At 67.2% G+C, this 26,925-nt stretch carries 23 protein-coding genes and 1 riboswitch; of the genes, 9 read left to right on the top strand and 14 right to left on the bottom strand.

Features of this window, described 5'->3' with window-relative positions; all coding sequences use genetic code 11:
• Positions 1-17: 17 nt before the first annotated feature.
• Positions 18-1,109 (bottom strand): metal-dependent hydrolase, encoded by a 1,092-nt coding sequence (locus IEQ11_RS05115; protein ID WP_191822722.1) that lies wholly within the window; start codon positions 1,107-1,109, stop codon positions 18-20.
• 212 nt (positions 1,110-1,321) lie between these two features.
• Here IEQ11_RS05115 and IEQ11_RS05110 point away from each other — a divergent pair, with 212 nt between their 5' ends.
• Entirely contained in the window at positions 1,322-2,023 is a 702-nt protein-coding gene (locus IEQ11_RS05110) for an aspartate/glutamate racemase family protein (protein ID WP_191822723.1), read from the top strand.
• A gap of 147 nt (positions 2,024-2,170) precedes the next feature.
• On the opposite strand, the gene IEQ11_RS05105 is transcribed toward IEQ11_RS05110, so the two are convergent.
• Complete coding sequence (locus tag IEQ11_RS05105) at positions 2,171-3,001, bottom strand: UDP-2,3-diacylglucosamine diphosphatase (RefSeq protein ID WP_036106933.1); 831 nt, start codon at positions 2,999-3,001, stop codon at positions 2,171-2,173.
• Positions 3,002-3,025: 24 nt separating this feature from the next.
• Positions 3,026-4,780, bottom strand: coding sequence for a bifunctional ornithine lipid synthase OlsF (gene olsF / locus IEQ11_RS05100; RefSeq protein ID WP_052756093.1), 1,755 nt, complete (start codon positions 4,778-4,780; stop codon positions 3,026-3,028).
• A gap of 331 nt (positions 4,781-5,111) precedes the next feature.
• On the opposite strand from olsF, the gene metK reads away from it, so the two are divergent.
• Positions 5,112-6,335, top strand: coding sequence for a methionine adenosyltransferase (metK, locus tag IEQ11_RS05095; protein WP_036106930.1), 1,224 nt, complete (start codon positions 5,112-5,114; stop codon positions 6,333-6,335).
• Positions 6,336-6,435: 100 nt separating this feature from the next.
• Here the strand turns inward: metK and IEQ11_RS05090 are convergent, their stop codons facing one another.
• Entirely contained in the window at positions 6,436-7,671 is a 1,236-nt protein-coding gene (locus tag IEQ11_RS05090; RefSeq protein WP_484502704.1) for an OmpA family protein, read from the bottom strand.
• Between the two features lie 118 nt (positions 7,672-7,789).
• Here IEQ11_RS05090 and IEQ11_RS05085 point away from each other — a divergent pair, with 118 nt between their 5' ends.
• Positions 7,790-8,149 carry a DUF3955 domain-containing protein gene (locus IEQ11_RS05085; RefSeq protein WP_228464824.1) on the top strand — a complete coding sequence of 120 codons (360 nt, stop codon included), beginning with the start codon at positions 7,790-7,792 and terminating at the stop codon, positions 8,147-8,149.
• Positions 8,150-8,154: 5 nt separating this feature from the next.
• Positions 8,155-8,616: a hypothetical protein gene (locus tag IEQ11_RS05080; protein WP_191822725.1), complete on the top strand. Its 462-nt coding sequence runs from the start codon at positions 8,155-8,157 to the stop codon at positions 8,614-8,616.
• 140 nt (positions 8,617-8,756) lie between these two features.
• Here IEQ11_RS05080 and IEQ11_RS05075 read toward each other — a convergent pair whose 3' ends face one another.
• Positions 8,757-11,252: an alpha/beta hydrolase family protein gene (locus IEQ11_RS05075; protein ID WP_425494676.1), complete on the bottom strand. Its 2,496-nt coding sequence runs from the start codon at positions 11,250-11,252 to the stop codon at positions 8,757-8,759.
• A 329-nt stretch (positions 11,253-11,581) separates the two neighbouring features.
• A riboswitch (S-adenosyl-L-homocysteine riboswitch) is annotated at positions 11,582-11,658 on the top strand.
• Between the two features lie 61 nt (positions 11,659-11,719).
• On the opposite strand from IEQ11_RS05075, the gene ahcY reads away from it, so the two are divergent.
• Complete coding sequence (gene ahcY / locus IEQ11_RS05070; protein ID WP_046655635.1) at positions 11,720-13,165, top strand: adenosylhomocysteinase; 1,446 nt, start codon at positions 11,720-11,722, stop codon at positions 13,163-13,165.
• Between the two features lie 72 nt (positions 13,166-13,237).
• Here ahcY and IEQ11_RS05065 read toward each other — a convergent pair whose 3' ends face one another.
• The 4 genes from IEQ11_RS05065 to IEQ11_RS05050 form a co-directional block, all read right to left on the bottom strand.
• Entirely contained in the window at positions 13,238-13,975 is a 738-nt protein-coding gene (locus IEQ11_RS05065; RefSeq protein ID WP_191822726.1) for a LytR/AlgR family response regulator transcription factor, read from the bottom strand.
• Positions 13,972-15,012: a sensor histidine kinase gene (locus tag IEQ11_RS05060; RefSeq protein WP_191822727.1), complete on the bottom strand. Its 1,041-nt coding sequence runs from the start codon at positions 15,010-15,012 to the stop codon at positions 13,972-13,974. The genes IEQ11_RS05065 and IEQ11_RS05060 overlap by 4 nt, the downstream gene beginning before the upstream one ends.
• A gap of 92 nt (positions 15,013-15,104) precedes the next feature.
• Positions 15,105-16,022, bottom strand: coding sequence for an alpha/beta fold hydrolase (locus IEQ11_RS05055; RefSeq protein WP_191822728.1), 918 nt, complete (start codon positions 16,020-16,022; stop codon positions 15,105-15,107).
• 196 nt (positions 16,023-16,218) lie between these two features.
• Positions 16,219-16,911: a GNAT family N-acetyltransferase gene (locus IEQ11_RS05050; protein ID WP_191822729.1), complete on the bottom strand. Its 693-nt coding sequence runs from the start codon at positions 16,909-16,911 to the stop codon at positions 16,219-16,221.
• Positions 16,912-17,138: 227 nt separating this feature from the next.
• On the opposite strand from IEQ11_RS05050, the gene metF reads away from it, so the two are divergent.
• From metF to IEQ11_RS05030, 4 genes are all read left to right on the top strand, one after another.
• A complete protein-coding gene (metF, locus tag IEQ11_RS05045; RefSeq protein ID WP_191822730.1) occupies positions 17,139-17,963 on the top strand; it encodes a methylenetetrahydrofolate reductase [NAD(P)H] in 825 nt (274 codons plus the stop codon).
• Between the two features lie 285 nt (positions 17,964-18,248).
• Complete coding sequence (locus IEQ11_RS05040) at positions 18,249-19,520, top strand: M12 family metallo-peptidase (protein ID WP_191822731.1); 1,272 nt, start codon at positions 18,249-18,251, stop codon at positions 19,518-19,520.
• 291 nt (positions 19,521-19,811) lie between these two features.
• Entirely contained in the window at positions 19,812-20,495 is a 684-nt protein-coding gene (locus IEQ11_RS05035) for a hypothetical protein (RefSeq protein ID WP_191822732.1), read from the top strand.
• 109 nt (positions 20,496-20,604) lie between these two features.
• Positions 20,605-21,519 carry a branched-chain amino acid transaminase gene (locus tag IEQ11_RS05030; protein WP_036106886.1) on the top strand — a complete coding sequence of 305 codons (915 nt, stop codon included), beginning with the start codon at positions 20,605-20,607 and terminating at the stop codon, positions 21,517-21,519.
• A gap of 350 nt (positions 21,520-21,869) precedes the next feature.
• Here IEQ11_RS05030 and IEQ11_RS05025 read toward each other — a convergent pair whose 3' ends face one another.
• The 5 genes from IEQ11_RS05025 to IEQ11_RS05005 form a co-directional block, all read right to left on the bottom strand.
• Complete coding sequence (locus IEQ11_RS05025) at positions 21,870-23,207, bottom strand: sensor histidine kinase (RefSeq protein ID WP_046655619.1); 1,338 nt, start codon at positions 23,205-23,207, stop codon at positions 21,870-21,872.
• A gap of 4 nt (positions 23,208-23,211) precedes the next feature.
• Positions 23,212-23,895: a response regulator transcription factor gene (locus tag IEQ11_RS05020; protein WP_036106879.1), complete on the bottom strand. Its 684-nt coding sequence runs from the start codon at positions 23,893-23,895 to the stop codon at positions 23,212-23,214.
• A 582-nt stretch (positions 23,896-24,477) separates the two neighbouring features.
• Entirely contained in the window at positions 24,478-25,386 is a 909-nt protein-coding gene (rimK, locus tag IEQ11_RS05015; RefSeq protein ID WP_191822733.1) for a 30S ribosomal protein S6--L-glutamate ligase, read from the bottom strand.
• A gap of 51 nt (positions 25,387-25,437) precedes the next feature.
• Positions 25,438-25,887 carry an ATP-dependent zinc protease family protein gene (locus IEQ11_RS05010; protein WP_056107537.1) on the bottom strand — a complete coding sequence of 150 codons (450 nt, stop codon included), beginning with the start codon at positions 25,885-25,887 and terminating at the stop codon, positions 25,438-25,440.
• Between the two features lie 330 nt (positions 25,888-26,217).
• Positions 26,218-26,859 (bottom strand): hypothetical protein, encoded by a 642-nt coding sequence (locus tag IEQ11_RS05005; RefSeq protein WP_191822734.1) that lies wholly within the window; start codon positions 26,857-26,859, stop codon positions 26,218-26,220.
• Positions 26,860-26,925 lie beyond the last annotated feature (66 nt).

Below are 26,925 nucleotides of genomic sequence, written 5' to 3'. Positions count from 1 at the left end.
CGGCCGCGTGCGAGCGTCTATTTCAGCGTATCGCTGTGCACCCGCGCGCGCATCGCCGTGGCCTCCTGCAGCGGATGCATCTGCGCATCGGCGTCGGCGACGATCGCCGGTTCGTTCCAGATCCGCGCCCACATCGCCGGCAACGCCTGCTTCACATCCGCCGACCACTTCAGCTGCTCGGGTTCGATCTCGCGCCAGTTCTCGCCGTCGCGCTCGGCCACGGCGAAGCGGAAGGTGTAATCGGGTTCGGCGCCCATGCGCAGGTCGCTCAGCAGCAACCGGCCGTCCTGCTGCTCGGCCTTCATGAAGCCGTGGTTGAACCATTGCAGGCGATGCACCGCCGGGTAGCCGTTGACCTGGGTGAAGGCGGGAATGTCGGAACGGTAATGACGGAAATGCATCGGCCCGCGATCGGCGGCCAGCGAGCGCTCGCCCTCGACGAAACCGTCGGGCGTCATCGCCACCACGCGCCACAGCAGAGTGTTGAACGGCGTCGGCACCGAGAAGCGCGGCGCGTTTTCCAGGCCGAGCTTGGCCAGCGCCGGCGCGGCGTCGCGTTCGACCCGGTGCTTGGCCCACAGCGACCCACCCAGGTACAGCGAACTCAGGCCTAGCCCGACCAGCAAGGCCGGCTGCGCCATGCGGCGTTCGTGCCAGAACCAGGCGATCACGCAGGCGATCAGCAGCCAGATCGTGTACAGCGGATCGATGATGAACACGCTCGACCACATCACCGGTTTCATCGGCAGCGGCCATAGCAGTTGGGTGCCGTAGACGGTGAACGCGTCGAGCAGCGGATGGGTCAGCAGCGCCGCCTGCATCGCCCAGAACCAGCGCTTCGGCGATTCGGCCACGCGGCCGCCGCGCGCGCGGCACCAGCCCCAGATCGCCCAGGCCACGAACGGCAGCACCAGCAGCGAATGACTCAGGCTGCGATGCCAGGTCATGCGCGCGACCGGATCGTCGGTGAACAGGTTGACCGGGATGACGTCGAGGTCGGGCAAGGTGCCCAGGGCCGCGCCGGCGAGCAGGGCCGCGCGGCGGTGTTTGGCAGGGGCGATGGCGGCGCTCAGCGCGGCGCCGAGCACGATCTGGGTCAGTGAATCCATCCGCGAATGCTACCGATACGGCAAAAGGCGGGCGTTTGTTTTTCGTTTTCCCGCGGCGATTGTTGGCGCGGGCGCCCTGTAGGAGCGGCGCGAGCCGCGACCGCGACATCAGGCTGGCGTCGTTGGCGTGAGGTCGCGGTCGCGGCTTGCGCCGCTCCTACAGCGGCTTCGGCAATATAGCGATGTCCATTGCGTCCGCTCAGGAGTTCCTCATGCCCCATCCCGCTTCCATCGGCATCGTCGCCTGTTCGGCCGAAGGCGCCGCGCTGTGCTATCGCACGATCTGCAGCGAAGGCGCGGCCCTGCTCGGCCCGCATGCGCATCCGCAGATCGCGCTGCATACCCATTCGCTGGCCGATTACGTGGTGTGTCTGGATCGCGGCGACATCGACGGCGTCGGCGAATTGATGCTGTCCTCGGCGCACAAGCTCGCCAGCGCCGGCGCGCGGTTCCTGATCTGCCCCGACAACACCATCCATCAGGCGATGGACTACGTGCTACCGCGCTCGCCGCTGCCGTGGCTGCACATCGCCGAAGTGGTCGCGCGCAGCGCGGCCGAACGCGGCTTCCGCCGGATCGGCCTGACCGGCACGCAGTGGCTGGTCGAGAGCGAGGTCTATCCCGACAAGCTCGGCGCGCTGGGGCTGGAGTTCGTGCGGCCCGATGCGCAGCAGCGCGCGGCGATCGGCCGGCTGATCATCGACGAGTTGGTGTACGGGGTGTTCAAGCCATCGACGGTGGCGTATTTCCAGCAGGTCATCGAGGGGCTCAAGGCCCAGGGCTGCGATGCGGTGGTGCTGGGATGTACCGAGATTCCGCTGATCATCGGCGATGAGAATTCGGCGTTGCCTACGTTGGATTCGACGCGGTTGCTGGCGCGGGCGGCGTTGCGGCGGGCTGTGGCTGACGGGTGATTGCAACGAGTGCCCGGCTGCCCTCACCCTCTCCCTCTCCCGCAAGCGGGAGAGGGAGAGGGAGAGGGAGCAAGAAGCACGCTGTTTCCTTCTCCCGCTTGCGGGAGAAGGTGCCCGACAGGGCGGATGAGGGCCGCCCGGCCCGCCTCAAGCCGCGTGCGGCAACTCTTCGCGCACCGCCAACCGAGCCGCCCGCGCCGGCAGCATCGCCAAGGTCTCGCCGGTATGCGCCAGCAACCGCAAGGTCCCGTCGGGGTCCTCGGCCAGCGCGGTCAGGCTCTCCACCCAGTCGCCGTCGTTGGCATAGATGCAACCGTCGCGTTCGAACAAGGCCGCGCGATGGATATGGCCGCAGACGATGCCGTCCAGCCCGCGCTGGCGCGCATCGTTCAAACCGGCCTGGACGAAGCGCGAGATATAACGCTCGGCCGCGCCGCTGCGGCGCTTGAGGAAATCCGCCAGCGACCAGTAGCGCAGACCGAAGCGGCGCCGCACCCGGTTGGTGAGCTGGTTGCCGGTGAGGATGCGTTCGTATAGCCAGTCGCCGAACTTCTCCTGCATGCCGCCGAACTGGGTCACGCTGTCGTAGTCGTCGCCGTGAGTAACCAGCAGGCGACGGCCATCGGCGGTCAGGTGGATCGCGCGCCGGCGCACCTGCATGCGCGGCAGCGCCAGGCCGCAGAAGCGACGCACCGAGCGGTCATGATTGCCGGGCACGTAGATCAGCTCGGTGCCGGCGCGGGCCAGCGCATGCAGCGCCTCGACCACCCGGTACTGCGCCGCGCCCCAGCTCGCGCGCCGCTGCGACATCCACCACAGGTCGACGATGTCGCCGACGAGATACAAGCGGTCGCAGCGCAGATTGCCCAGAAAATCGGCCAGTTCCGCCGCATGGCAGTGCCTGGCCCCCAGATGCACATCGGACACGAATACCGCGCGGCGGCGTATCGGCAAGGGCGTGATCGATGCGGGGCTCATGACACGTTCTCGCTGGCGACGGGGTCAGGTGTCGGGGGCGGCGTCCGCTTGCGCGTGGCTCGGCGCGCCCGCTTCGGCGCGCGACGGCGACGCGCCGAGGTAGCGTTCGCGCTTCTTCGGGCGCAAACGCTGCAGATCGACTTCGATCAGGCCATCGACCGAATCGCTGAACGCCGGGTCGACGCCGAACGCGAGGAAGCGCGCGCCGCCGGGTTCGCACAGGTCGGTGTACTGCTTGTAGAGCATCGGCACGCTGGTACCGAGCGCGTCGAGATTGTTCTTGAGCACGCGGAACGCGGTCGCCGCATCGAGTTCGTCGAACTGCGGCGGCGCCTGGCGGTACACGAATGGCTGCTTGGAGAACGCTTCGGATTCCAGCTGACCGTAGTAGCGCGCGTAATAGGCCACGATCTGTTCGCGCGCGTCCGGCGGCAGCGCGGCGCTGATCGACACCGGCCCGAACAGGTAACGCACGCCCGGATGGCGCATCAGATAGGCGCCGATGCCCTGCCACAGATAATCGATGCTGCGGCTGTTCCAGTATTCGGGCGCGACGAAGCTGCGGCCCAGTTCCATGCCCTGGGCCAGGCGCGGCACCGCGTCGTCGGCGTAGCGGAACAAGGACGCGGTGTACAAACCGGCCAGACCGCGTTCGGCCAGCACCCGGCTGCCGCGCGCGATCCGGTAGGCGCCGGCGATCTTCGCCTCGGCCTCGTCCCACAGCACGATGTGTTCGTACCAGCTGTCGTAGATGTCCACGTCCAGGCGCTGGCCGGTGCCCTCGCCGACCGCGCGGAAGGTCAGCTCGCGCAGGCGGCCGATTTCGCGCAACAGCGGCGAACCCGGACGCAGGGTACCGACCCGGATCTGCTTGCCGTCGAGGGTCTGTCCCAGCGATTCGAGCGCGTCCACGCCAGCGCGCACGAGCGCCGGATCGACCGCGTCGATCAGCGGCTCGGGCCCGATCGGCGCGGCGCGTTCGCGCGGCGTACCGATCGCGTGCAGTTCGCGCCGCACCTCGCGCAGCAACTGGTTCGGGTTGCCGTCGGCCGGCAGATGCAGCGGGCGGCCGATGCGCAGGGCGATGCGGCGGGCGCGGCGGGCGAACATCTCGCGCGCCAGCAAGGCGGTGCCGGCCGGCTTGAACAGCGCCGAGGCGCCGTAGAACAGCGCCGAATTGCGCGCCTCGATCCGCACCGGCAGCACCGGCGCGTTGGTCCGGCGGGCGAAGCGCAGGAAGCCGCGCTGCCAGCGCCCGTCGGTGACCCCGCGCAGGCCCAGGCGGGCGACTTCGCCGGCCGGGAACACGATCACGCACTGCTCCTCGTTCAACGCCGCCTCGATCGCGTGCAGGCTCTCCGCGCTCGGCCGGCCGCCGAGGATGCGGATCGGCAGCAGCAGCCCGGTCAGCCCGTCCAGGGCCAGCAGCAGGTCGTTGGCGATGATCTTGACGTCGCGCCGCACCCGCCCGACCGCGTCGAGCAGGGCCAGCGCGTCGACCGCGCCGGAGGGATGGTTGGCCACGATCAGCAGCCGGCCGCTGCGCGGGATGCGCTGCAGCTCGGCCGCGTCGAGCAGATAGCGCGCCTGGACGAAGTCCAGCGACGCGCTGACGAAATCGAAATCGCGCAGGTGGCTGGTTTCGGCCAGGAACTGGTCGATGTGGTCGAATTTCGACCAACGCCCGATGGTCCGGATCAGCGGCCGGGCCAGCGCGGCGCGGCGGCCGCGGAACCATTGCGGAAAACGTTCTTCCAGTCGGCGTTCGAATTGCAGCATCGGGATCGTCGCATCTGAGGGCGGCGGTATGCCGCGCAGCCTGGACCGGCGCGGCGACAGCCACATGGCGGTTTCGGGTCAGTCGCATGACAGCGCCTACCCGGCCTGTTTTGCGCGCCTGAACGACATGAAATCCGCGCCGTCCTGGCATGCCGAGATAGGGTCCCACGCTCGCCCCGGGCACGCGCCCGCCCAAAGACCGGGCGGACAACAGGCGTTCAGGGGCCGCTTAACGCCCGGACAACCCCCAGGCACGGCACAATGCGCGCTCCCGGCCGAGGCTGTATCCTATGCGGCCATCTTTTTATCCGAATCGAAGGATATCCGCCCGATGTCGAGCTACCTGTTCACTTCCGAGTCCGTGTCCGAAGGCCATCCGGACAAGATCGCCGACCAGATTTCCGATGCGGTGCTGGACGCCATCCTCGCTCAGGACAAGCGCGCGCGCGTGGCCTGCGAAACCCTGGTCAAGACCGGCGCGGCCATCGTCGCCGGCGAAGTGACCACCAGCGCCTGGGTCGACATCGAAGGCCTGGCGCGCAAGGTCATCAACGACATCGGCTACAACAATTCGAATGTCGGCTTCGACGGCCACACCTGCGCGATCATCAACATGCTCGGCAAGCAGTCGCCCGACATCGCCGCCGGCGTCGACCGCAAGAAGCCCGAGGAACAAGGCGCGGGCGACCAGGGCCTGATGTTCGGCTACGCCTGCAACGAAGCCCCGGAGTACATGCCGGCGCCGATCTACTACTCGCACCGTCTGGTCGAGCAGCAGGCCAAGATCCGCAAGCAGAAGAATTCCAAGCTGCCGTGGCTGCGTCCGGACGCCAAGTCGCAGGTCACCCTGCGCTACGACAACGAGCACAAGGTGCTGGGCCTGGACGCGGTGGTGCTGTCGACCCAGCACGACCCGGGCATCAAGCAGAAAGACCTGATCGAAGGCGTGTACGAGCACATCCTCAAGCCGGTGCTGCCGAAGGCGTGGCTGGAAAAGCTGCCGAAGAACAAGGTCCACATCAACCCGACCGGCATCTTCGTGATCGGCGGCCCGGTCGGCGACTGCGGCCTGACCGGCCGCAAGATCATCGTCGACAGCTACGGCGGCATGGCCCGTCACGGCGGCGGCGCGTTCTCGGGCAAGGATCCGTCCAAGGTCGACCGTTCGGCCGCTTACGCCGCGCGTTACGTGGCCAAGAACATCGTCGCCGCCGGCCTGGCCGACCGCTGCGAAGTGCAGGTCTCCTACGCGATCGGCGTGGCCGAGCCGACCTCGATCTCGGTCACCACCTTCGGCACCGGCAAGATCAGCGACGACAAGATCGAGAAGCTGATCCGCAAGCACTTCGACCTGCGCCCGTACGGCATCGTCAAGATGCTCGACCTGATCCACCCGGTGTACCAGCTGACCGCGGCCTACGGCCACTTCGGCCGCAAGCCGAAGGAAGTGAGCTACGTCGACGGCGCCGGCAAGAAGCAGACCGCGACCGCGTTCTCGTGGGAAAAGACCGACAAGGCCGACGAACTGCGCAAGGACGCCGGGCTGAAGAAGTAAGCTGCCCGCGCAACCGCTATCGCAGTAATGAAAACGGAGCGCCTCGGCGCTCCGTTTTTTTTGCGTCGCGTTGCCGATCAGCGTCGGCGCCGCGAAGCGCTCAGGTCTTGACGTAGATCTCCACCCGCCGATTGAGCTGGCGGCCGGACGGATTGTCGCGGCCGTCGACCTCGTTCGGCGCGACCGGTTGCGATTCGCCGAACCCGCGCGCATCCGCGTCCTTCGCCGCGCCGCGCTGCCGCAATGCCGCCACCACCGACTGGGCGCGGCGATCGGACAGCGACAGGTTGTAGTCGTCGCTGCCCTTGGCGTCGGTATGGCCGCGGATCTGCATGCCCTTGGCCTGGATCTTGGCCAAGGCTTCGGCCAGCGTATCGAGCACTTCGGCCGCGTCCGGACGGATGTCGGACTTGTCGAAATCGAACAGCACCTTGTCGTTGAGCGTGATCAGCACACCGCACGGCGCGCCGGGCACGACGAACTTGTTCAACAGCGGGAAACGGCCGGCCGGCGCGAGCTTCGGGATCGGCGCCATCGCCATTTCGCGCGGCGGCGTGCCGACCGTGCCGCGGCCCTTGCCGTCGTTGCGCACCAGCCCGTCGGGGCCGTTCCAGGTGCCCGAACCGTCGGCGTTGATGGTGATCAGGCCCTGCGGGCCGTTCCAACTGCCCGAGCCGTCGCCATTGTAGGTGATCAGGCCCATCTCGCCGTTCCAGCTGCCGCCGCCCTTGCCGTCCAGACGGATGGTGTCACCGCGGCCGGTGTAACTGCCCGAGCCGTCGGCGTTGACGCTGATGACGGCTTTCTCGCCCCCATCCTCATCGTCCTCATCGCCGCCGGTATTGATCGAACCCGAACCGTCGGCGTTGACCGTGATCAACCCGCCTTGGTAATTGGCCGAACCGCTGCCGTCGGCGCTCAGATTGAAGATGCCCTTGCCGTCGTTGCGGGACAGATTGCCCTGGGCGTCGAGGTGAGTCAGGCCCGCGTCGTTGATCAGCGCGCCGCCGTCGCCGCAGCGGGCCGGCTTGATCGTGATGCCGTCGATCGGATTGATCAGATCCTGCATCGAGCTTTCCAGCGCGCGCTGCGCCGGCGTCACGCCGAGGATGTCGGGCACGACGATGGTCGGGATGACCGGAAATTCGCGATCGCCGGCGGTCAACGGCGCGGCGTTGGCGGTCGGCGTTGTCGTATTCGCCGAAGCCGCATCCGCCGTCGCGGCCGGTACCGACGCGCTAGCCGATGGATCCGGCGAGGCGGCGGCGCCGTCGCCGCGCCCGCACGCGCACAAGGCGGCGACGAATGCGGCGAGGGTCAAAAGTCTGCTTGGCACTGCATGCGACATGGTCCACTCCGTTGGTTGTCGGCGGCGTTTATAGCATCGCGGCCACGACAGGTGCGACCGGCGGACGGCGTACCTGCGAAGGCCGTCGCGGCCTCGATCCGCGGCAATGATCGATAAGCGCGGGGCTCCGCCTCACACCCGCTTCATCGCCAGCCCACATGCGCCGATCAATCTGCATCTCATTGCAACGCCGCTGGACCTCGAACCAATGCCGGAAACGACCATGAGCAAGATCAATCCGCTATCCACCTTGTCGCTCGTCCTGATCGCTCTCGGCGGCGCCTGCCTGCTCGCGTTCAACCTGATCGGCTCCACGATCGACGCGCAAGGCGTGTTGCACGAGCCATTCGGGCTGATTCCGATCGGCTGGCTGTTGATCGCATGCGGCGTCGTGCTCGGACTGGCGAGCCTGACGCGAGCCGCACTGCGCCTGCTGAAACCGCGTTCGGATCGTCAGCCTAGGTAACAACAATGCCAGCCTTTTTTCGACCGCTATCGGAGCTTGCCGCAATCCTCGCCTTGATCGCGGCCGGCGTTGTCGCATGGCACCAATACTGGTATCTGCATCCCGAGCACGCGTTCGAGTTCGTGACCGGCCGACCGCTGCCGGCCGGCCTTCATGCCACGGCGTACAACTGGGATATCAACGACAACCTCCTGCATGTCGGCCACTACTGGATGCTGACCGGTTCCGCGGCGCAACTGCGGCAGTTTCCGTCATCCATGGCGGTTGGCGATTCCGCCGAAAAATCCGTGTACACGCTGCGCGAATCCACCGAAGACGCCCGCTATGCATTGCCCGACACCACCGCGCTTTTCGGCCGGCGGAAGACCGAGGATCAAGTCGTCATCGGTTATGAGAACAACGCACCGCGCAACAGCTGGCACTGGATATTCGACGGAGAAACCGAGGCGCTGTACGAACACAACTAGGCTGGGATCGTAGATAAACCCCGTAAGAACCAGACACGCCCCATCAACGATGCCCGGTGTCACTTCATCCGGCCGAGGCGGCGCAAACAGAAACGGAGCGCAGGCGCTCCGTTTCCGTGTCGATCAAAACATTGTCGGCCCTACTTCGCGGCTGCCTCTTTCGCCGTCTTCGCGGCGGCGGGCGCGTCGGGCTTGGCATTCTTCACATACAACTCCAGCCACCGATTGGTCTCGGCCATCATCTGCATGATCGATTCGCGCGCGCGATAGGCGTGGCTTTCGTTCGGCAGCATCACCAGCCGGGCGTGGCCGCCCAGGCCCTTGATCGCGGCGTACATGCGTTCGCTCTGGATCGGGAAGGTGCCGGAGTTGTTGTCCTGCTCGCCATGGATCAGCAGCAGCGGGTCCTTGATCTTGTCGGCGAAATTGAACGGCGACATCGCCTCGTAGGTGGACTGCGCCTGCCAGTAGTTGCGTTCCTCGGCCTGGAAACCGAACGGGGTCAGGGTGCGGTTGTAGGCGCCGCTGCGGGCGATGCCGGCCTTGAACAAGCGGGTGTGGGCGAGCAGGTTCGCGGTCATGAACGCGCCGTAGGAATGGCCGCTGATCGCGATGCGGTTACGGTCGGCGACGCCGCGCCGCACCACTTCGTCGACCGCGGCCTGGGCGCTGGCGGTGAGCTGCTGGATGTAGCTGTCGTTGGGTTCGCGGTCGCCTTCGCCGACGATCGGCATCGACGGGTTGTCGAGCACCGCATAGCCCATCGCCAGATACGGCAGCGGCCCCCAATAGCTCACCGCGTTGAAGCGGTACGGCGAGTCGTTGACCTGACTGGCCGCGCTGGCGGATTTGAATTCGGCCGGATACGCGTACATCAGCATCGGCAGCGGCCCGTCGCGCTTGGCGTCAAAGCCGGCCGGCAGATACAGGTTCGCGGTCAGCTCGACACCGTCGGCACGCTTGTAGCGGATCTGTTCTTTCTTGATGTCCTTGAGCTGCGGCGTGGGATGCGGGAAATGGGTGAGCGCCCGCGGCGCGGCGTCGGCCACGGACAGATCGCGCAAGTTCAGATTGCTCGGCTGGGTCGGCGATTCGCGCGTGGTCAGCAGGCGCTTGGCGTCGGCGTCGAGCAACGCGAACGGTTTCTCGTAATACGGCGCCTGCGAATGGAACAGACGGGTGCGCTTCTTGTCGGCCAGGTCGAAGCGGTCAAGGAAGGGACGGTCGCCCTCGGCCGAGGCGCCTTCGCCGCTGTAGTACAGGCTGGCGCCGTCGCTGGAGGTCAGCAGGCGCTCGCGGCCGTTGTCTTCGCGTTGCATCAGCGGCTCGCCCGGATCGTTGTAACGGTCTTCACTGCTGCCCTCGAAAATCAGCTCGGGCGCGCGATCGCCGTGATCGGGCGCGATGCGCCATTGCCGGACCTGGCGCGTCTTCCACCAGAACTCATCGATCAGGGCCAGATCGTCGCGACCCCAGCGCGCACGCTCGAAGCGCGATGACAGACGCGCCAAGGTCTGCGGCGGCTTATCGAACGGCGCGGCCTGCATCAGCACCGCATCGCGGATCTCGACCGCGCGGGCCGGGTCGCCACCGTCCTGCGCCTCGGCCCAGACCAGGGTCGCCGGCACGTCGCTGCGCCAGGCGATATCGCGTACGCCGGTGGGCACCGCGTCGTTGCCGGTCGGCAGGCCTTCGACCAAGGGCAGACGCGCGACTTCGTGTTCGAACTTGCCGTCGGGCGTGAGCACGTCGATGCGATGCGCGAACTGCGAGGCCGGCACCTGATACGAGAACGGACGCTCCAGCGTGGTCGTCAACAGATGGCGGCCGTCCGGCGACGGCTCGACTTCGACGTACAAGGCCGGCAATCCGACCTTGCTGACCTGGCCGGTCAGATCGACCGTGGCCAGCTGCGAGCGCAGGTAGTACTCGAACAGGCGCGCGTCGTTCTCGTTGCGCAGCAGGTCCTGGTAGGTGCGGATCTGGCGCACGGTGGCGCTGGCCTGGGTTTCCTGCGCGGCCGGACCGGTCGGGGTGGCGTCGCTGGGCGGCGCTTCGCCCTGCCCTTCGGGCTGCAGTTGCACCAGCAGACGGCGGCTGTCGGGCATCCATTGGTAACCGGCGCCGACCGTATTGAGACCAGACACCAGCTTGCGCGCGTGACGCGTCTCCAGTTCGATCAGCCACAGCTCGTTGGCCGCGCTGGCCGTGTCGATGCGGTTGAACGCGATCCAGCGCTGATCGGGCGACCACTGCAAGGTCGCCAGCGACAGCGGCGACGGCAGACCTTCGATCTCGATGCTCTTGCCGGTGCCGGTGTCGAGCAGGCTCAACTGGCTGCCGAAGCTGAAACGACTTTGCGCGCGCACCCGCGGATGGATGCGCAGGCCGGCGAGTTTCAACTCCGGCTGCGCGACCACGGCGATGCCCGGCAGCGACGGAGTCTGCACCAGCGCGACCCGGTCGCGGCGTGGGCTGAGGAACATCTGCGGCGGGCGCGGCGCATCGACGATGGCCTGCAGGGGCTTGGGCGGCAGTTGGTAGCCGTCGCTCTGCGGCTTGGCCGCGGCCGGCGCGGCGTTCCTGGCTTTCTGCGCGGCCATGGCCGGCGGGGTGAGGCCCAGGGCCAGCAGCAGGCCCAGCACGAGCAGGCTGTGCGTGCGCCGCGGCTTGCGGCGGGTCGCGTGACGGGTCGTCGCGAGGGATGTCATCGAAGGCGGTCCTCAGGAAAATGAACGTCGGAATCGCGGGACCGGCGCGGCGCGTTCACGCCAACGGGGCCGGCCCGGCGCTCCCCCGCCCGAGCTTAGCCCGCGCGCGCGGCGGACGGCTTATGCCATTCGGGCCGGTGGTCATGCCGGCGCGGGCCGACACGGCGCGATGAATGCCGATTCAGGCCCGATCCGCGCGCTATGACGGCGTGCCGTGCGGCGGTCATCGGCGCCGCGATATACTGCGCGCTCAGCCCGCCGAGGGGCGCTGCGACCGTGAACGCCACGGCCAGGCTCGGCGAGGCGCAGGTCCCAACGGCGCCCGGTTTGAGTCCAACGACTCGCCGGACCCCGGCATCCGCCGGCTCCCCAAAGAACTGGAGCGACATCCAATGAACGCAGCACTGAAGACCTTCTCGACCGAAGGCGATTACAAGGTCGCCGACATCACCCTGGCCGACTGGGGCCGCAAGGAAATCGACATCGCCGAGCACGAAATGCCGGGCCTGATGTCGATCCGCAAGAAGTACGCCGTCGCCCAATCGCTCAAGGGCGTGCGCGTGACCGGCTCGCTGCACATGACCATCCAGACCGCGGTGCTGATCGAGACCCTGCGCGACCTCGGCGCCGACGTGCGCTGGGCTTCGTGCAACATCTTCTCGACCCAGGACCACGCCGCCGCCGCGATCGCCGCCAGCGGCACCCCGGTGTTCGCCTGGAAGGGCGAGTCGCTGGAAGAGTATTGGGACTGCACCCTGGAAGCGCTGACCTTCCCGGGCAACGGCACCGACAAGCACCTCGGCCCGCAGCTCGTCGTCGACGACGGCGGCGACGTCACCTTGCTGATCCACAAGGGCTATGAGCTCGAAAACGGCGACGGCTGGGTCAACACCCCGTCGGGCAACCACGAAGAACAGGTGATCAAGAACCTGCTCAAGCGCGTGCACGCCGAGCGTCCGGGCTTCTGGCACACCGTCGTGCGCGACTGGAAGGGCGTGTCGGAAGAGACCACCACCGGCGTGCACCGTCTGTATCAGCTGGCCGAAGCCGGCTCGCTGCTGGTTCCGGCGATCAACGTCAACGACTCGGTCACCAAGTCGAAGTTCGACAACCTCTACGGCTGCCGCGAGTCGCTGGCCGACGGCCTCAAGCGCGCGATGGACGTGATGCTGGCCGGCAAGGTCGCGGTCGTGTGCGGTTACGGCGACGTCGGCAAGGGCTCGGCCCACTCGCTGCGCGCGTACGGCGCCCGCGTCGTGGTCACCGAGATCGACCCGATCAACGCCCTGCAGGCGGCGATGGAAGGCTTCGAAGTCAACACGGTGGAGAGCACCCTGGGCCGCGGCGACATCTACGTCACCACCACCGGCAACAAGGACGTGCTGACCCTGGCCCACATGCAGGGCATGAAGGACCAGGCCATCGTCTGCAACATCGGCCACTTCGACAACGAGATCCAGGTCGACGCGCTGGTCGCTTCCGGCGCCAAGCACCTCAACATCAAGCCGCAGGTCGACAAGTACACCTTCGCCGGCGGCAACTCGATCTTCCTGCTGGCCGAAGGCCGACTGGTGAACCTGGGCTGCGCCACCGGCCACCCGAGCTTCGTGATGTCGAACTCGTTCTCCAACCAGACCCTCGCCCAGATCGACCTGTGGGCGAACAAGGACAACTACGAGGCCAAGGTCTACATCCTGCCGAAGAAGCTCGACGAAGAAGTCGCGCGCCTGCACCTGGAAAAGATCGGCGTGAAGCTGACCACCCTGACCGACGAGCAGGCCAAGTACCTGGGCGTGTCGGTGGACGGTCCGTACAAGCCGGATCATTACCGCTACTGATCGCTCGCCGCCGCAAGGCCGCGACGATGAAAACCAAAACGGGCGCTTCGGCGCCCGTTTTTTTTCGCCCGGCTACAACGCCAAGCGCTCGCGCAACTCGCGCGACTGCCGCCGCGACACTTCGATCCGGCTGCCGTCCTTGAGCTCCAGTTCGAAGCCGTCGTTGACCGCCAGATCGATCGCCTTGACCGCGCGCAGATTCACCAGGGTGTTGCGGTTGGCGCGGAAGAACAGCGCCGGGTCCAGCCTCGCCTCCAGCGCGCTCAGGCTGCGCGCGAGCAGCGCGCATTCGTTGCGGAACCACACCCGCGCGTAATTGCCGTCGACCACGATCCGGCTGATTTCGCGCAGCGCCACGAACCAGCAGCGCTCGCCTTCGCGCAGGAACACCTGATCGTCCGCGCCCAACAGCCCCCGCGGCGCGGCGCCGAGCCACGGCGCTTCCGGCAGGCGCGCCCGCGCGCGTTGCAGCGCCGCGGCCAGGCGCGAGGCGTCGACCGGCTTGACCAGGTAGTCCAGCGCATTGGCTTCGAATGCGCGCACCGCGTACTGGTCGTACGCGGTGGTGAACACCACCAGCGGCGCACTGTCGAGCCCGTCGATCACATCGAACCCGGTACCCGACGGCATCTGGATGTCCAGCAGCACCAGATCCGGACGCAGCCGCGCGATCGCCGCCTGCGCCGCGGGCACATCGTCGGCTTCGCCGAGCAGCTCGATGTCGGGCAGATCGGCGAGCAAGGTGCGCAGTTCCTGCCGCGCCAGACGGGTGTCGTCGACAATCAGCACGCGCAAGGGACGGACGTTCATTGCGGTATCTCCAACTGCGCGATCACCCGGTTGCCGCGTTGCCTGAGTTCGAAACGTCCGGCGTTGCCGCCATGGGCCAGGCGCGTGCGCAGATAGGCCAGACCGACCCCGCGTCGCGCCGGCTCGGGATCGATGCGACCGGGATTGCCGACCTCGATGTGCAGCGCTGCGTTTTCGCAATGCGCCCGCACGCTGAGTTCGCCGCCGCCGGGCGTGCACGCGATGCCGTGCTTGACCGCGTTCTCGACCAACAGTTGCAGCGCCATCGGCGGCAACCGCGCGTTCAACGCGTTCGCGTCGATGTCGCGCTGCACACGCAGGCGATCCTCGTAATGCACCGCCTCGACCGCGAGGTAGTCCTCGACCACGGCGAGTTCCTCGGCCAGGCTGGCCTGCTCGCGCTGGCTGTGATCCAGGGCATGGCGCAAGGTGTTGGACAGCCGCGTGACCAGTTCGCGCGCGCGCTCGGTGTCCTCGTTGATCAGCGCGCGCAGGTTGTTGAGCGCGTTGAACACGAAATGCGGGTTCAGGCGCGCGCGCAGCGCATCGAGTTCGAACGCGTTGCGCAGCGACTCGGCGTTGAGACGCGCGATCTCGCCTTCGCGATAGCGCTGCATCGCCATGGTCCAGCTCCACAGCGCGGCCCACAGGCCCAGCATGAACGCGGTGTTGGCCCAGTACACGAACAGCATCGCCGGGCGAAAACCGGTCGATTGCGGCAACGACACCCAGCCCTGGATCAACGCCAGCCGCAACACGGGGATCAACAGCAGCTGCGCCAAGGTCGCGCCGAGCCCGATGCACAGCAGCAAACGCAGCGCCAGCCGGACCGGTCCGAGTTCGAACCAGTGCCGCCGCAACGCGATGCGCCGCATCGCGCCGCCAATCGCCCACAGCTCCAGCGACAACAGCACGCTGATCAGGGTCGAGCCCGAGCTCATGCCGCCGAACACCACCGCCAGCGTCAGGTTGAACACGGCCAGGCCGGTCCAGAACGCGGCGTCGGCGAGGGCGGTACGCAATTGCGTTCGCGACATGCGGCGGTTTCCGTCGAAAAAAGTATGTCGATAAGACAGCACACGGCCGCGGCGAACCGCGGCCGTGCTGGAGCATCACCCACGCATGGTCTTCAACCGCCGTGGCCGGCGCCGGCATCGATGAAGCCGCGCACCTGATCCTGCAGCCACTTCGGATCGTCCCACATCAGGAAATGGTAACCGGCCTGGCTCAGCTCGATACGCACGCCGTCCAGCGTGGCGTACTGGGCCTTGAAGATGGCGGTCGTCGACTCCTTGGTGGCGCCGTAGCTGGCGTAGGCCGCCCACGAGCCGAGCAGCAGGGTCGGCGTCTTGATCTTCGCCAACTGCGGACGCAGGTCGGTGGTCATCATTTCGTACATCGCCTGCGCGGTGGTGGCGCGGTCGCTGGCCTCGCCCCATTGGACCAAAGTGGCCACGCGCTTTTCGTCCAGACTCATGCCCTTGACCGCGTTAGCGACGCCCAGACGGTAGGTCTCGGCATCCTGCTCGGTCATCCGCTTGCGCATCGCCTCGGCCATCGGCTTGACCGACTCGGCGGTCGCGGCCGGGTTCTGCAACGCGCCCAGGAACGCCAGCGAGTCCACGATCACCAGACGGTCGATGGCCTTGGGCTGCTCGATCGCCATCTCCAGCGCGATGAACCCGCCCAGGCTATGCCCCATCACCACCGGCTTGGCCAGCTTGCGATCCTTGATGTAGGCCAACAGACGGTCGCGCATCGAATCGACGAAGCGATCGGTCTTGACCGCCGGCGCGCCGGCGAAACCGGGCAATTGCACGATGTGGCATTGCACATGGTCCGCCTGCAGCGCCGCGCAGGTCTCGCGCCAGGTCTCGCCGGCGCTGTTGAGGCCCGGAATCATCAGCACCGGCCGGCCCTCGCCGACGACCTCGACGGACAATTCCTGGAACTGCACGGTCTTGGCCTGCGCGCTGCCGGCCGCGATCAACACAGCGGCGGCCAATGCGATACGACGCAGGAAACGCGAACGGGAGAGCGGGTTCATCGAAGGGCTCCAGAGCCTGGGTGGTGGACGCACCTTGCCCGGTTCCTCACGCCGCCCTGGTGGATAAATGACGAGCGGCCGCGGCGGCTGGCGAGCGGCTTGGGGGCTGGAGGAACGGCGGGGCGATCCTCGCCGTTGCGCGGCGCCGATGTCACTGCTGCGGGCCGCTTCTTGGAGCGGTACGTCTGTATGCGGCTTATTCGTCCCGCTGCCGCAACGACCAAAACGCAATATCCTGCCGCATCCGATAGCCGTTGCGCTCGTACAAGCCGATCGCGCGCGGGTTCTCGTGACTCACGTGCAAAAACGGGATGCGGCCGCGCGCATGGTTGTCGTTGGACAGGAAGATCAGCAACTGGCGCGCGTGGCCGCGACCGAGGAAATCGGGATGAGTGCAGATGGCGCTCAGTTCGGTGTAGTCGTCGGTGCCCATGCGCTCGCCGGCCATCGCGGCGAGGCGGCCGTCGTGGTAGATGCCGAAGTAGCGGCCCAGTTGCATGGTGTGCGGGCGGAAGTAGTGCGGGTACACCAGCGCGGTCAGCGCGAGTACGTCGTCGCGATGGCTCGCGTCGAGTTCGACGATGCGCGCGGTGTCGTCGTGCGGCGACACCTCGATTGGTTCGGGGCAGATCATCTGGGCCAGATCGGTGATGTGGCGCAGCTCCCATCGCGTCGACACCGCGGGGGTGCGCGCGAGCAGCAGCGCGGTGTCGCCCGGCGGCAGCAGCGACGGCAACAGGTCTTCGATGTCGGCCGCGTCTTCCGCCACGCCGAGGAACGGCGCGATCTGCGCCGGATAACGCGCGACGCGCGTGTCGCCGACGGCGAGCGCCCGGTGACGGCTGCGCAGCGATCGCCAGATCGGGTTGTCGAGTGGGTGATCGGTCATGACGAAACGGGATAGGGAAACCGCTCCCATCTATAGCGCAGTGGCGACCTCGTCGCAGCAGGTTTGCGTCGCGGATTTCGTTGCTTGCGCGCCGCGATGCGAACCGCGCCACGCGCCAACGCTCGACGGCGGGGCTGCGTCCCCATCGGCGACCCACCGGCACCCTCGATACCATTCATCGCGATAAAGCGATATTATCGAATCTTCCCACCGCCGCGGCCCCGCCCATGCTGCCGATCAGCTTCGAGTTCTATCCCCCCAAGACCGACGAACAACGCGGTCAGCTCGACAAGACCGCGATCAAGCTCAAGCCGTACGCACCCATCTACGTGTCGTGCACCTTCGGCGCCGGCGGCTCGACCTTGAACTACACGCCCGAGACCATTCGCCGGCTGCGCGCCAAGCACAAGCTCGACGCGGCGCCGCACCTGTCCTGCGTCGGCGGCACCCGCGCCGAGATCCGCGAGCTGTTGCAGTTGTATCGCGAGATCGGCTGCAAGCGGCTGGTCACCCTGCGCGGCGATCTGCCCTCGGGCATGGCCAGCGCCGGCGACCTGCGCTACGCCAACGAACTGGTCGAATTCATCCGCGCCGAAACCGGCGACCATTTCCATATCGAAGTGGCGGCCTATCCGGAAACCCATCCGCAGGCGCGCGACGCGCATTCGGATCTGGAGAATTTCAAGCGCAAGGTCCGCGCCGGCGCGGACGGCGCGATCACCCAGTATTTCTACAACGCCGATGCGTATTTCCGCTTCGTCGACGACGTGCGCGCGGCCGGCATCGACATCCCGATCGTGCCGGGCATCATGCCGATCTCCAACTTCAGCCAGCTGCGCCGCTTCTCCGATCTGTGCGGCGCGGAGATTCCGCGCTGGGTCGCGCAGCGCATGCAGGCCTACGGCGATGACGTCGACAGCATCCGCGAATTCGGCGCCGACGTGGTCGCGCGCCTGTGCAGCCGCTTGATCGAAGGCGGCGCGCCGGGCCTGCATTTCTACACGCTGAACTTGTCCAAGCCCACGCTGACGGTGTTGTCGCGCATCGCCTGATCGCTCGGCCGCAAGCGTGTTCGCGGCGCGACATTCAGACACATTAAGACAGCTTGATTGCGTCACAAAAATCGCCTTTGGTGCCTAGCACCAAAGGCGAATTGCTAGGCGAGTTCTCAGCCTGCGCTTGTCCTGCGACAAGTTCGGTCTTGAGCCTTGCGACGTGGCGGTAGCCCACTGACTCCAGGATGCATCGCCGCGACGAGCGATGCCCTCGCGACCGCCGTCGCGCGCCCAGGCCACGGGCGCGCGGCGCGCAGCGGTCCTCAATGGAGAGTGAGCATCATGTCCGCACGCCACGCACTATTGCCTCTGAATGTCGCCATCGCCCTCTCGCTGGGCCTGGCCGGTGCCGCCTCGGCCGCCGAACCGGCTCCGCTGTTCTCCACCCCCGCCGCCAGCGTCGCGCGCAGTCTCAACAGCGACCTGGCCTATCGGGCGATCAAGTCCGATCGCGCCGCGGTCAAGATCGACTTGGTCCGCGCCGATGCCGCGCAGATCAACGAAACCCAGGAAGAACTGCTGCTCAACCTCGCGCCCGGCGTCAATCTCAAGGCGCACAAGCTGCAGGCGCAGCGCAAGCCCGACGGCATCGTGATCTGGCAGGGCCTGGTCGGCGATCCCAACACCCAACTCAAGCGCATCAACAAGTTCACCGGCGCCGAGCTGATCGACAACCCGGAAGAGTCGGCCATCATCGTGCGCCAGGGCGAGCAGATGTCCGGCACCGTGCGCACCGGCGGCAAGCTTTATCGCATCGATCCGCTCAAGAACGGCGGCCACACCGTCAGCCTGATCAACGAAGCGCTGATGCCGGCCGATCATCCGGCCGCCGCGTACAGCGCCAAGCCGATCGTGCCGTTCCTCAACGATCCCAAGTTCGACGAAGCCGCGGCCAACGAGAAAGCGCCGGCGGTGGTGCGGGTGATGGTGGTCTACACCCAGGCCGCCGCCAACGCGGTCGGCAACACCCTGACCAAGGCCAACCTGGCGATCACCGAGAGCAACCAGAGCTTCGCCAACAGCGCGGTCAATGTGCGTTTCGAACTCGCCGGCCAGTACACCAACAGCTACGTCAGCGCCGGCTTCAACACCGACCTGAGCCGCTTCTCCGGCACCAGCGACGGCTACCTCGACAACTACCACGCCACCCGCAACTCCATCGCCGCCGACGTCAACGTGTTGATCATCACCGACCCGGCGTATTGCGGCCTGGGCTATCTCAACTCGAACGCGGCCAGCGCCTTCAGCGTGGTCGGCGCCAGCTGCATGACCGGCTACTACAGCTTCGCCCACGAGATCGGCCACAACTTCGGCGCGCACCACGATCCCAGCAACGGCACCAACACCGTCTATCCCTACGGCCACGGCTACTGGGGTCCAGGCAATGCGTGGCGCACGATCATGGCCTACAGCTGCGGCAGCAACTGTCCGCGTCTGAACTACTGGTCGAACCCGAACATCACCTACAACGGTGCGCCGATGGGCACCGCGGCCAAGAGCAACAACGCGCGCGTGTTGAACGAACGCGCGGCGACGGTGGCGGCGTTCCGCTGATCGTCGCGATCGCGGCGGCCGCGGCTGCATGGCCGCGGTCGCTGCGATGATCTTCCGCAAGCGCTCGCCGCGGCCTGGTTGCCGCGGCGAGTCGCAAAGGCCGCATCGGGCTTTATCGCGGCCGATACAGCAGCGTCGGCGCATCGACGCCGCCACGCCGAACGCCATCGGCGGCGACCGGCCCGGACGCAAATCCACACCCCCGCACTGTCCACGACCGTCGCTCGGCGCTAGTCTTCGCCGATGCCTTGGTTCGCCCGACTCTGCCTGTCCCTGCTGCCGCCGCTCGCGATGAGCTGCCTCGCACTGCATCCCACCACCGCGCAGGCGCAGATCCGCCGCTGCACGGATGCGCACGGCAATTCGGTGTACACCGACCGCGACTGCGCCAGCGCCGGCGGCGTCGACCGCCTGCCGCGCGGCGCCGCGCCCGCGGCCGCGCAGCAAACGCCGTACACCGGCGGCTGCGCGCGCAATCTGCGCGATCTGGTCGGCCAGATCACCAGCGCGATCGACGCCCACGACGGCAATAAGCTCGCCTCGGTGTATCACTGGACCGGCATGTCCGATGATCGCGCCTATGCGGTGATCGAACGACTCGATGCGATCGCGCAGCGGCCGCTGCTCGACATCGCGCCGGTGATGCCGTCGGTGGCCGAACCCGAGGCCACGCCCGGCGCCTGGACCACCTTGCCGCCGGCCGCGCCGAACGCCGCGCTCGCGCCGCTGCCGCCGATCACGCCGTCGGCGCCGGCCGGGCTGGGCCGTCCGGCCGGCATGAGCGGCGAGCAGGCGCCGCAGGCCGCCCCTGCCGCCGAAACCACCGCGCAGACGGCCGCGGCGCCCGCGCCGGTGCCGCATCGGCGCGCGCCGGTCGCGCTGCGCCTGGAGCAGACCCTGGGCAACGGCGTCACTCCGTCGCGCACCGTGTTCGGTCTGACCCGCCACTACGGCTGCTGGTGGATAAAAGGCTGAACAGGCGTGCCGCCACAGCGCGGCAACGCACCGGCGAGGCATCGGCTTGGGTCGGCCCCCGGGCGCAGGGCACAATAGCGGTTTCCCCTCCCCACCACGGAAGCCGACGATGCAATACCCCGAATGGATCTGGCACAACGGTGCGATCAAGCGCTGGGCCGAAGCGACCACCCACGTCATGTCGCACGCGCTGCATTACGGCTCGTCGGTGTTCGAAGGCATCCGCACGTACGACACGCCGAACGGCCCGATCATCTTCCGTCTGAACGACCACAACACGCGTCTGTTCGCCTCGGCGAAGATCTACGACATGGGCATTCCGTATTCGCTCGAGCAGATCAACGCTGCCTGCCATGAAGTCATCAAGGCCAACGGCAACACCACCGATTACCTGCGTCCGGTCGCGTACCGCGGCCTGGGCGGCTTCGGCCTGTCGGCCGACACCCCGACCGACGTCGCCGTGGCGACCTGGAAGATGGGCCAGTACCTCGGCGCCAGCGTGCTCGAAGAAGGCATCGATGCCTGCGTGTCGAGCTGGCAGCGGTTCGCGCCCAACACCATCCCGGCCGGCGCCAAGGCCGGCGGCAATTACCTGTCGGGCCAGCTGGTCGCGCGCGAAGCGCGTCGCCTGGGCTTCGGTGAAGGCATCGCGCTGGCTTCGACCGGCCTGCTGTCGGAAGGCGCGGGCGAGAACCTGTTCCTGGTCTTCAACGGCGCGCTGCACACCACCCCGGTCAGCGCCGCGCTGCTCAACGGCCTGACCCGCAACACCATCATCACCCTGGCGCGCGACGTCGGCATCGAAGTGGTCGAACGCGATCTGCCGCGCGAATACCTGTACCTGTGCGACGAGTTGTTCATGTGCGGCACCGCCGCCGAGATCACCCCGATCCGCTCGGTCGACGGCCGTCAGGTCGGCACCGGCCGTCGCGGCCCGGTGACCGAGCGCATCCAGGAGCTGTTCTTCGGCTTGTTCAACGGCAAGACTGCGGACAAGTACGGCTGGCTGGAAGCGGTCAAGTAAACAACGAATGCGCTTAGCTTTTCCCCCCTTTGCAAAAGGGGGGCAGGGGGGATTCGCTTTTGCTTTGCTTCTGCCTTGTCAAAGACGCAACAGCAACAGCGAATCCCCCGCGCCACGTTTCAAGTACACCCATCGTAATTACCCAAGGCGCGGCCCCCTTTTCCAAAGGGGGCACATCGATACGCGGCACGATGCATGGGACCGCGGGCTACGAAGCCATCACCCAGTTGCGCGTCGGAGATACCGCAGATATCGGCAGGGCAGCGTGACGTTGCGCCATCGCAACAGATCGCATCGCTGCAACGATCGAGCGCTCAACACAGGCGCGGCCGGGCAAGCAGCCCCGCGCCTCAATCCACCCGCTCGAACTTCAACGTAGCCACCACCCCGACCGTCTCGCCCGGCTTCACCCGCACGTCCCAGCCATACAGCTCGCACAAGCGGCGCACGATCGACAGACCGATGCCGCCGCCCTGCGAATGACCGGCGTGAGTGCCGCGGTAACCGCGCTCGAACAGTTTGGCCGCGTCCTCGGCGCTCAGGCCCGGGCCGGAATCGATCACCTCGACCGAGCGCGGATGCAGTCGCACCACGACCTCGCCCTGGGTGGTGTACTTGACCGCGTTGCCGATCAGGTTGCCCAGCGCCACCGCCACCGCGGCTTCCGGCGCGTCGACCACCAGGCCGCGCTCGCCTTCCACCCGCAACGCCAGCGCCTTGCCGCCGAGCTGCGCGCGATGCGCTTCGAGCAACTGTTCCGACAACTTGGCGATATCGGTCGCGCCATGGCCGCGCTCGTTGCGCGACAACAGCAGCAGCGCGCTGATCAGGTCGGTGCATTGCTGCTCGGCGCGCTGGATACGCAACAACCGGTTGCGAGTCTTGTCCTCGATGTCCGGCCGCGACAGCAGCAGTTCGACCGCGCCCTTGATCACCGCCAGCGGCGTGCGCAGCTCATGGCTGACGTCGGCATTGAACTCGCGGTCGCGCTGGACCACGTTGGTCAGGCGCTCGGCGTAATCGTCGAGCGCCTCGGCCAGCTGACCGACTTCGTCGTCCGGGAAGTGCGCGGCCAAGGCCTCGGACTGCGAACTGCGGCCCGAGCGCTTGAGCCGGTTGGCCAGCTCCGACACCGGGCTCATGACCCGCGACGCCGCCCACCAGCCGACCAGCAACGAGAACAGGGTGAACACCAGCACCGACAGATAGATCGCGCGGTTGAACTGCGCTTCGCCTCGGGTCGCCTGGGTCATGTCGTAGGCAAGGAAGAACCACTCCGTCGGCGTCTTGCGCACCCCGAGCTTGTACGAAAACGGGCTGCCGTCCGCGTTCTTGCCCTGGATGTTGTGGATGCCGTCGGGCAGTTCGTACCAGTCGGGCTGCTCGGTGCGCAGCGATTCGAAGCGGTCGCTTTTCACGACCCGCCCGAGCATCTGCTGCACGCCGAACTCGGGCTTGGCGTTCGGCGCCGAATAGAACTGGCGCGCGTACTCGTCGATGTTGCGATTCATCACGTCTTCGACGATCTGATTCTCGACCCGCGTGCGCGTCCAGTTGGTCGCGAAGGCGAACATCGCGGTCAGGCCGAAACCCAGCAATACGAAAGATAGGATGATGCGACTGCGCAACCGCCGCCGGAAGCGCTTCTTCTTTTTCAGCCGCGATGCGGACGGGTCCCCTGAGGCCACGCGATCAACCGTTGCTTTCGGGCGCTGCGATGCGATAACCGATGCCGTGACGGGTCTGGATCAGCGGCGTGTCGAACGGCTTGTCGACCACCGCGCGCAGGCCGTGGATGTGCACGCGCAGGCTGTCGGAGTCGGGCAATTCCTCGCCCCACACGCGGGTCTCCAGTTCCTGTCGCGTGACCACCGCCGGCGAGGCTTCCATCAGCGCCTGCAGGATCTTCAGCGCGGTCGGGTTGAGCTGCAGCAGCTTGCCCTGGCGGCGCACTTCCAGGGTGTCGAGGTTGTATTCCAGATCGGCGGCGTTGAGCACGCGGGTCTGCACGCCGCGGCCGCGACGCGACAGCGCGTTGAGGCGCACTTCGACTTCCTGCAACGCGAACGGCTTGATCAGGTAATCGTCGGCGCCCGAATCGAAGCCGGCGAGTTTGTTGTCGAGGCTGTCGCGCGCGGTCAGCATCAGCACCGGCGTCTGCTTGCGCGCTTCGTTGCGTAACTTGCGGCAGACCTCCAGGCCGTCGAGGCCCGGCAGGTTCAGATCGAGAACGATGGCGTCGAAGTCGTGCACGACCGCCAAGTGCAATCCGGTGATGCCGTCGGCGGCGAAATCCACCGTGTGGCCGCGGTCTTCAAGAAAGTCGCCGAGGTTGGCGGCGATGTCTTGGTTGTCTTCGATCACGAGTATGCGCATGTGCTCTTCCCAGTGGGTTGGCGTTCGACCGTGCGGCGACGCCCGGGGTTCCGTCATTCGGGCCGCTGCACGATGCGCAACGGCGGCAAGCCGAGGATTCTGCCAGAGCGAATGTAAAGTGAACGGAAAGGTGAACGGGGCATGGGGCTGCCGTTCAAACGGCGGGACGGCGGTATAGGCCGAAGGTCATGGGTCGGCGCGTTCCGCGTTCCGAGCGAAATTGCCCGGGAAAACCGCGACAAAAAACAAAGGCCCAGACGCGGGGCCACCGCGCCTGGGCCAAAAGGGTATTGCCCCGATTACCGTAACCTGCTTCGACCAGATCCCTATCCGTAACGTTCTGACGAGGAGCGCGACTTGGAGGAGCTGCAGTGCTGCGGTCCGGTAACGCTACGCGGATTTCGATTAAACCGCCGTTAAAAGCGCTGTTAAATAAAAGTTATTCGCAACCCGAAGTTGCGCTCCCGGCGGCCCGGGCCTTCCGGGCCGGGGACCTGCCGTTCGGCGGGTCGCCGGCAGATGACCTGCCAGGCTTGCCATTCCACAGGATCGGGCAAGCCCGGCCGCCCCGGCGAGCCCCGTTCAGCGTTTTCCGCCGGCGCGTTTGGGGGTCTTGAGCTGGATTCGGCCGGACACGTACTGGATGATTTCGCTGGCCACGTCGACCCCGCTGGCCTCCTCGATGCCCTCCAGGCCCGGCGAGGCGTTGACCTCCAGGACCAGCGGGCCCCGGTCGGAACGGATCAGGTCGACACCGGCCACGCCCAGGCCCAGGACCTGGGCCGCCCGCACCGCGACCTCCTGCTCGGCCGCGCTGGCGCGCACGCCCTTGGCGGTGCCGCCGCGGTGCAGGTTGGAGCGGAAATCGCCCTTGGGCGCCTGCCGCTTCATCGCCGCGACCACCGAGCCGCCGACCACGAAACAGCGCAGATCGGCGCCCTTGGCCTCGGCGACGAACTCCTGCACCAGGAAATTCGCGTACAGGCCGCGCAGCGCTTCGATCACGCCCTTGGACGCCGACAGCTTCTCGGTCAGCATCACGCCCGCGCCCTGGGTGCCCTCGTTGAGCTTGATCACGTGCGGCGGCGGGCCGAGCATCGACAGCAGGTCGGCGGTGTCGTCGGGGTTGTCGCCGAACACCGTCGCCGGCAGGCCGATGCGCTGCGCGGCCAGCAGCTGATGGCTGCGCAGCTTGTCGCGCGCGCGCAAGATCGCGTCGGAGGTGTTGGGCGTGTAGGTCTCCATCAGTTCGAACTGACGCAGCACCGCCGAGCCGTAACGCGTGACCGAGGCGCCGATGCGCGGGATCACCGCGTGGTAACCGGCGATCTCGCGGCCCTTGTAATGCATCTGGAACCCGTCCGAGGCGATGCGCATGTAGCAGCGCAGCGGATCGAGCACGCGCACGCTGTGGCCGTGCTCGCGCGCGGCTTCGACCAGACGGCGCGTCGAATAGAGCTTGGTGTTGCGCGACAGGATCGCGAGCTTCATCGGCAGGAATTCATTGAATGGGGGAAGGACGGCGCGCGTCGGGCGCGCGGCTCAGGTGCGGCTGACCCGGCGCCGCGCGCGCCCATGCAGGAACGAGCGCGAGGGGTCGACCGTGAACAAGTGGGTCACCGCGGTACGGCCAAGCAACATCGGAAAGCGCATACCGCGACGATCCGACAGGTTTATTTCAATTTCGCGTTGCGTACCGGCCAGACTCAGCACGGTCTGGACGAAGACGCGGCTGGTGCGATGACCGCCGGAGTCGGTGACGAAGCGTTCGTCGAACACCGGCGCGGCCGCTTCGATCACATCGGCGCCGACCACGCCCGGGCTGAGCCGGAACCCGACCCAGGGCTGACCGCCGTCGACGTAACGCCACTGCGCGTCGACATGCAAGGCCGAACTGCGCGCGCCGGTGTCGATCTTGGCGCGCACCGCGGCGATGCCCAACACGGGCAGGGCGGCCACCTCGCGCCAACCGAGGACGATCTTGGACGACATCGCACCTCCGCTGTGGCGATTGCAACCGGGTCGGGACGACCGCTTCGGGCTTGGACCGCGACGAGGCGCCGTCGTTGGGTTCCACTCGCGTCGCGGCGACAAAAAACGGCGACCTCGCGGCCGCCGTACGTATCGGACCGAAGCGGGCGCGGATCGTCCAGGCCCAAGGCTACGGTGCGATGCGCGGCGCCCCACTCGGGACCGGGCGCGAAGCATAACGCGCCGGCGATGCAGCGTCGATTGCGATTACCGCTGGCGTGAGCCCGCGATTGTGCATGGTGACGATGCAATGATTTTTTTACATCGCGCGGCACCGATCCACTGAACCCTTCAGGGTCGGCAGTAGCGTCGTTCGTACTCCAGTTCGCGCTGCAAATCCGCCGAATCGCCTTGCGATGCGAGCCCGTCGATGTTGGCGCGGGTGCGCTTGCACGGGTCTTCGCCGCGTCCGCCGAACATCTGCCCGAAGCGCTCCACCGCGTTGGCGAGCGAACGCGGCTGCTGCATTTTGAAACGCTGCGTTGCGTGGCCCGGCAGGCTCGGCGCGCGACGCGCGAGCAGATCGGCCGCGGGTGCGTCCCAGGGTGCGCGCGTGGCGCGCGCGGGATCGCTCATGCGTGGATCGATCTGCACGGCGCTCAGGCCGCTGGGCGGATCCTGCGGCGCGGGATCGACGGCTGGCGACGACGGCGCAGCGGTCGTGTCGACGCGTTCGCGCGGCGGCGATTTGCGCGGCGCGGGCGCGGCGACGCGATCGCGTCGTTCGCGCGGTTGCGCCGGCCGCGGCGTTTGCGCGGGCGGAGGCGACGGCGCGGCGATGAAAATCACCGCCAGCGCCGAATCGTCCTCGACCGCGGCGGCCGGCATGCGCCACTGCATGGCGACCCAGATGAAACCGGCATGGACCAAGGCCACCACGCCCCACGCATACGCGCGCTCGTTGCGCGCGGCGTCGCGCTTACTCGCCGTCATGTCGCCATGCGCGCTTCGTCGACACATGATCGCGCGCAAGCGCATCGCATCCCTGCCCCATCGTCC

The organism is Lysobacter capsici, from assembly GCF_014779555.2.
GTDB classification, from domain to species: Bacteria; Pseudomonadota; Gammaproteobacteria; order Xanthomonadales; family Xanthomonadaceae; genus Lysobacter; species Lysobacter capsici.
Note: the sequence above shows the minus strand (reverse complement) of the source record. Positions and strands in the feature narration are given on the sequence as shown.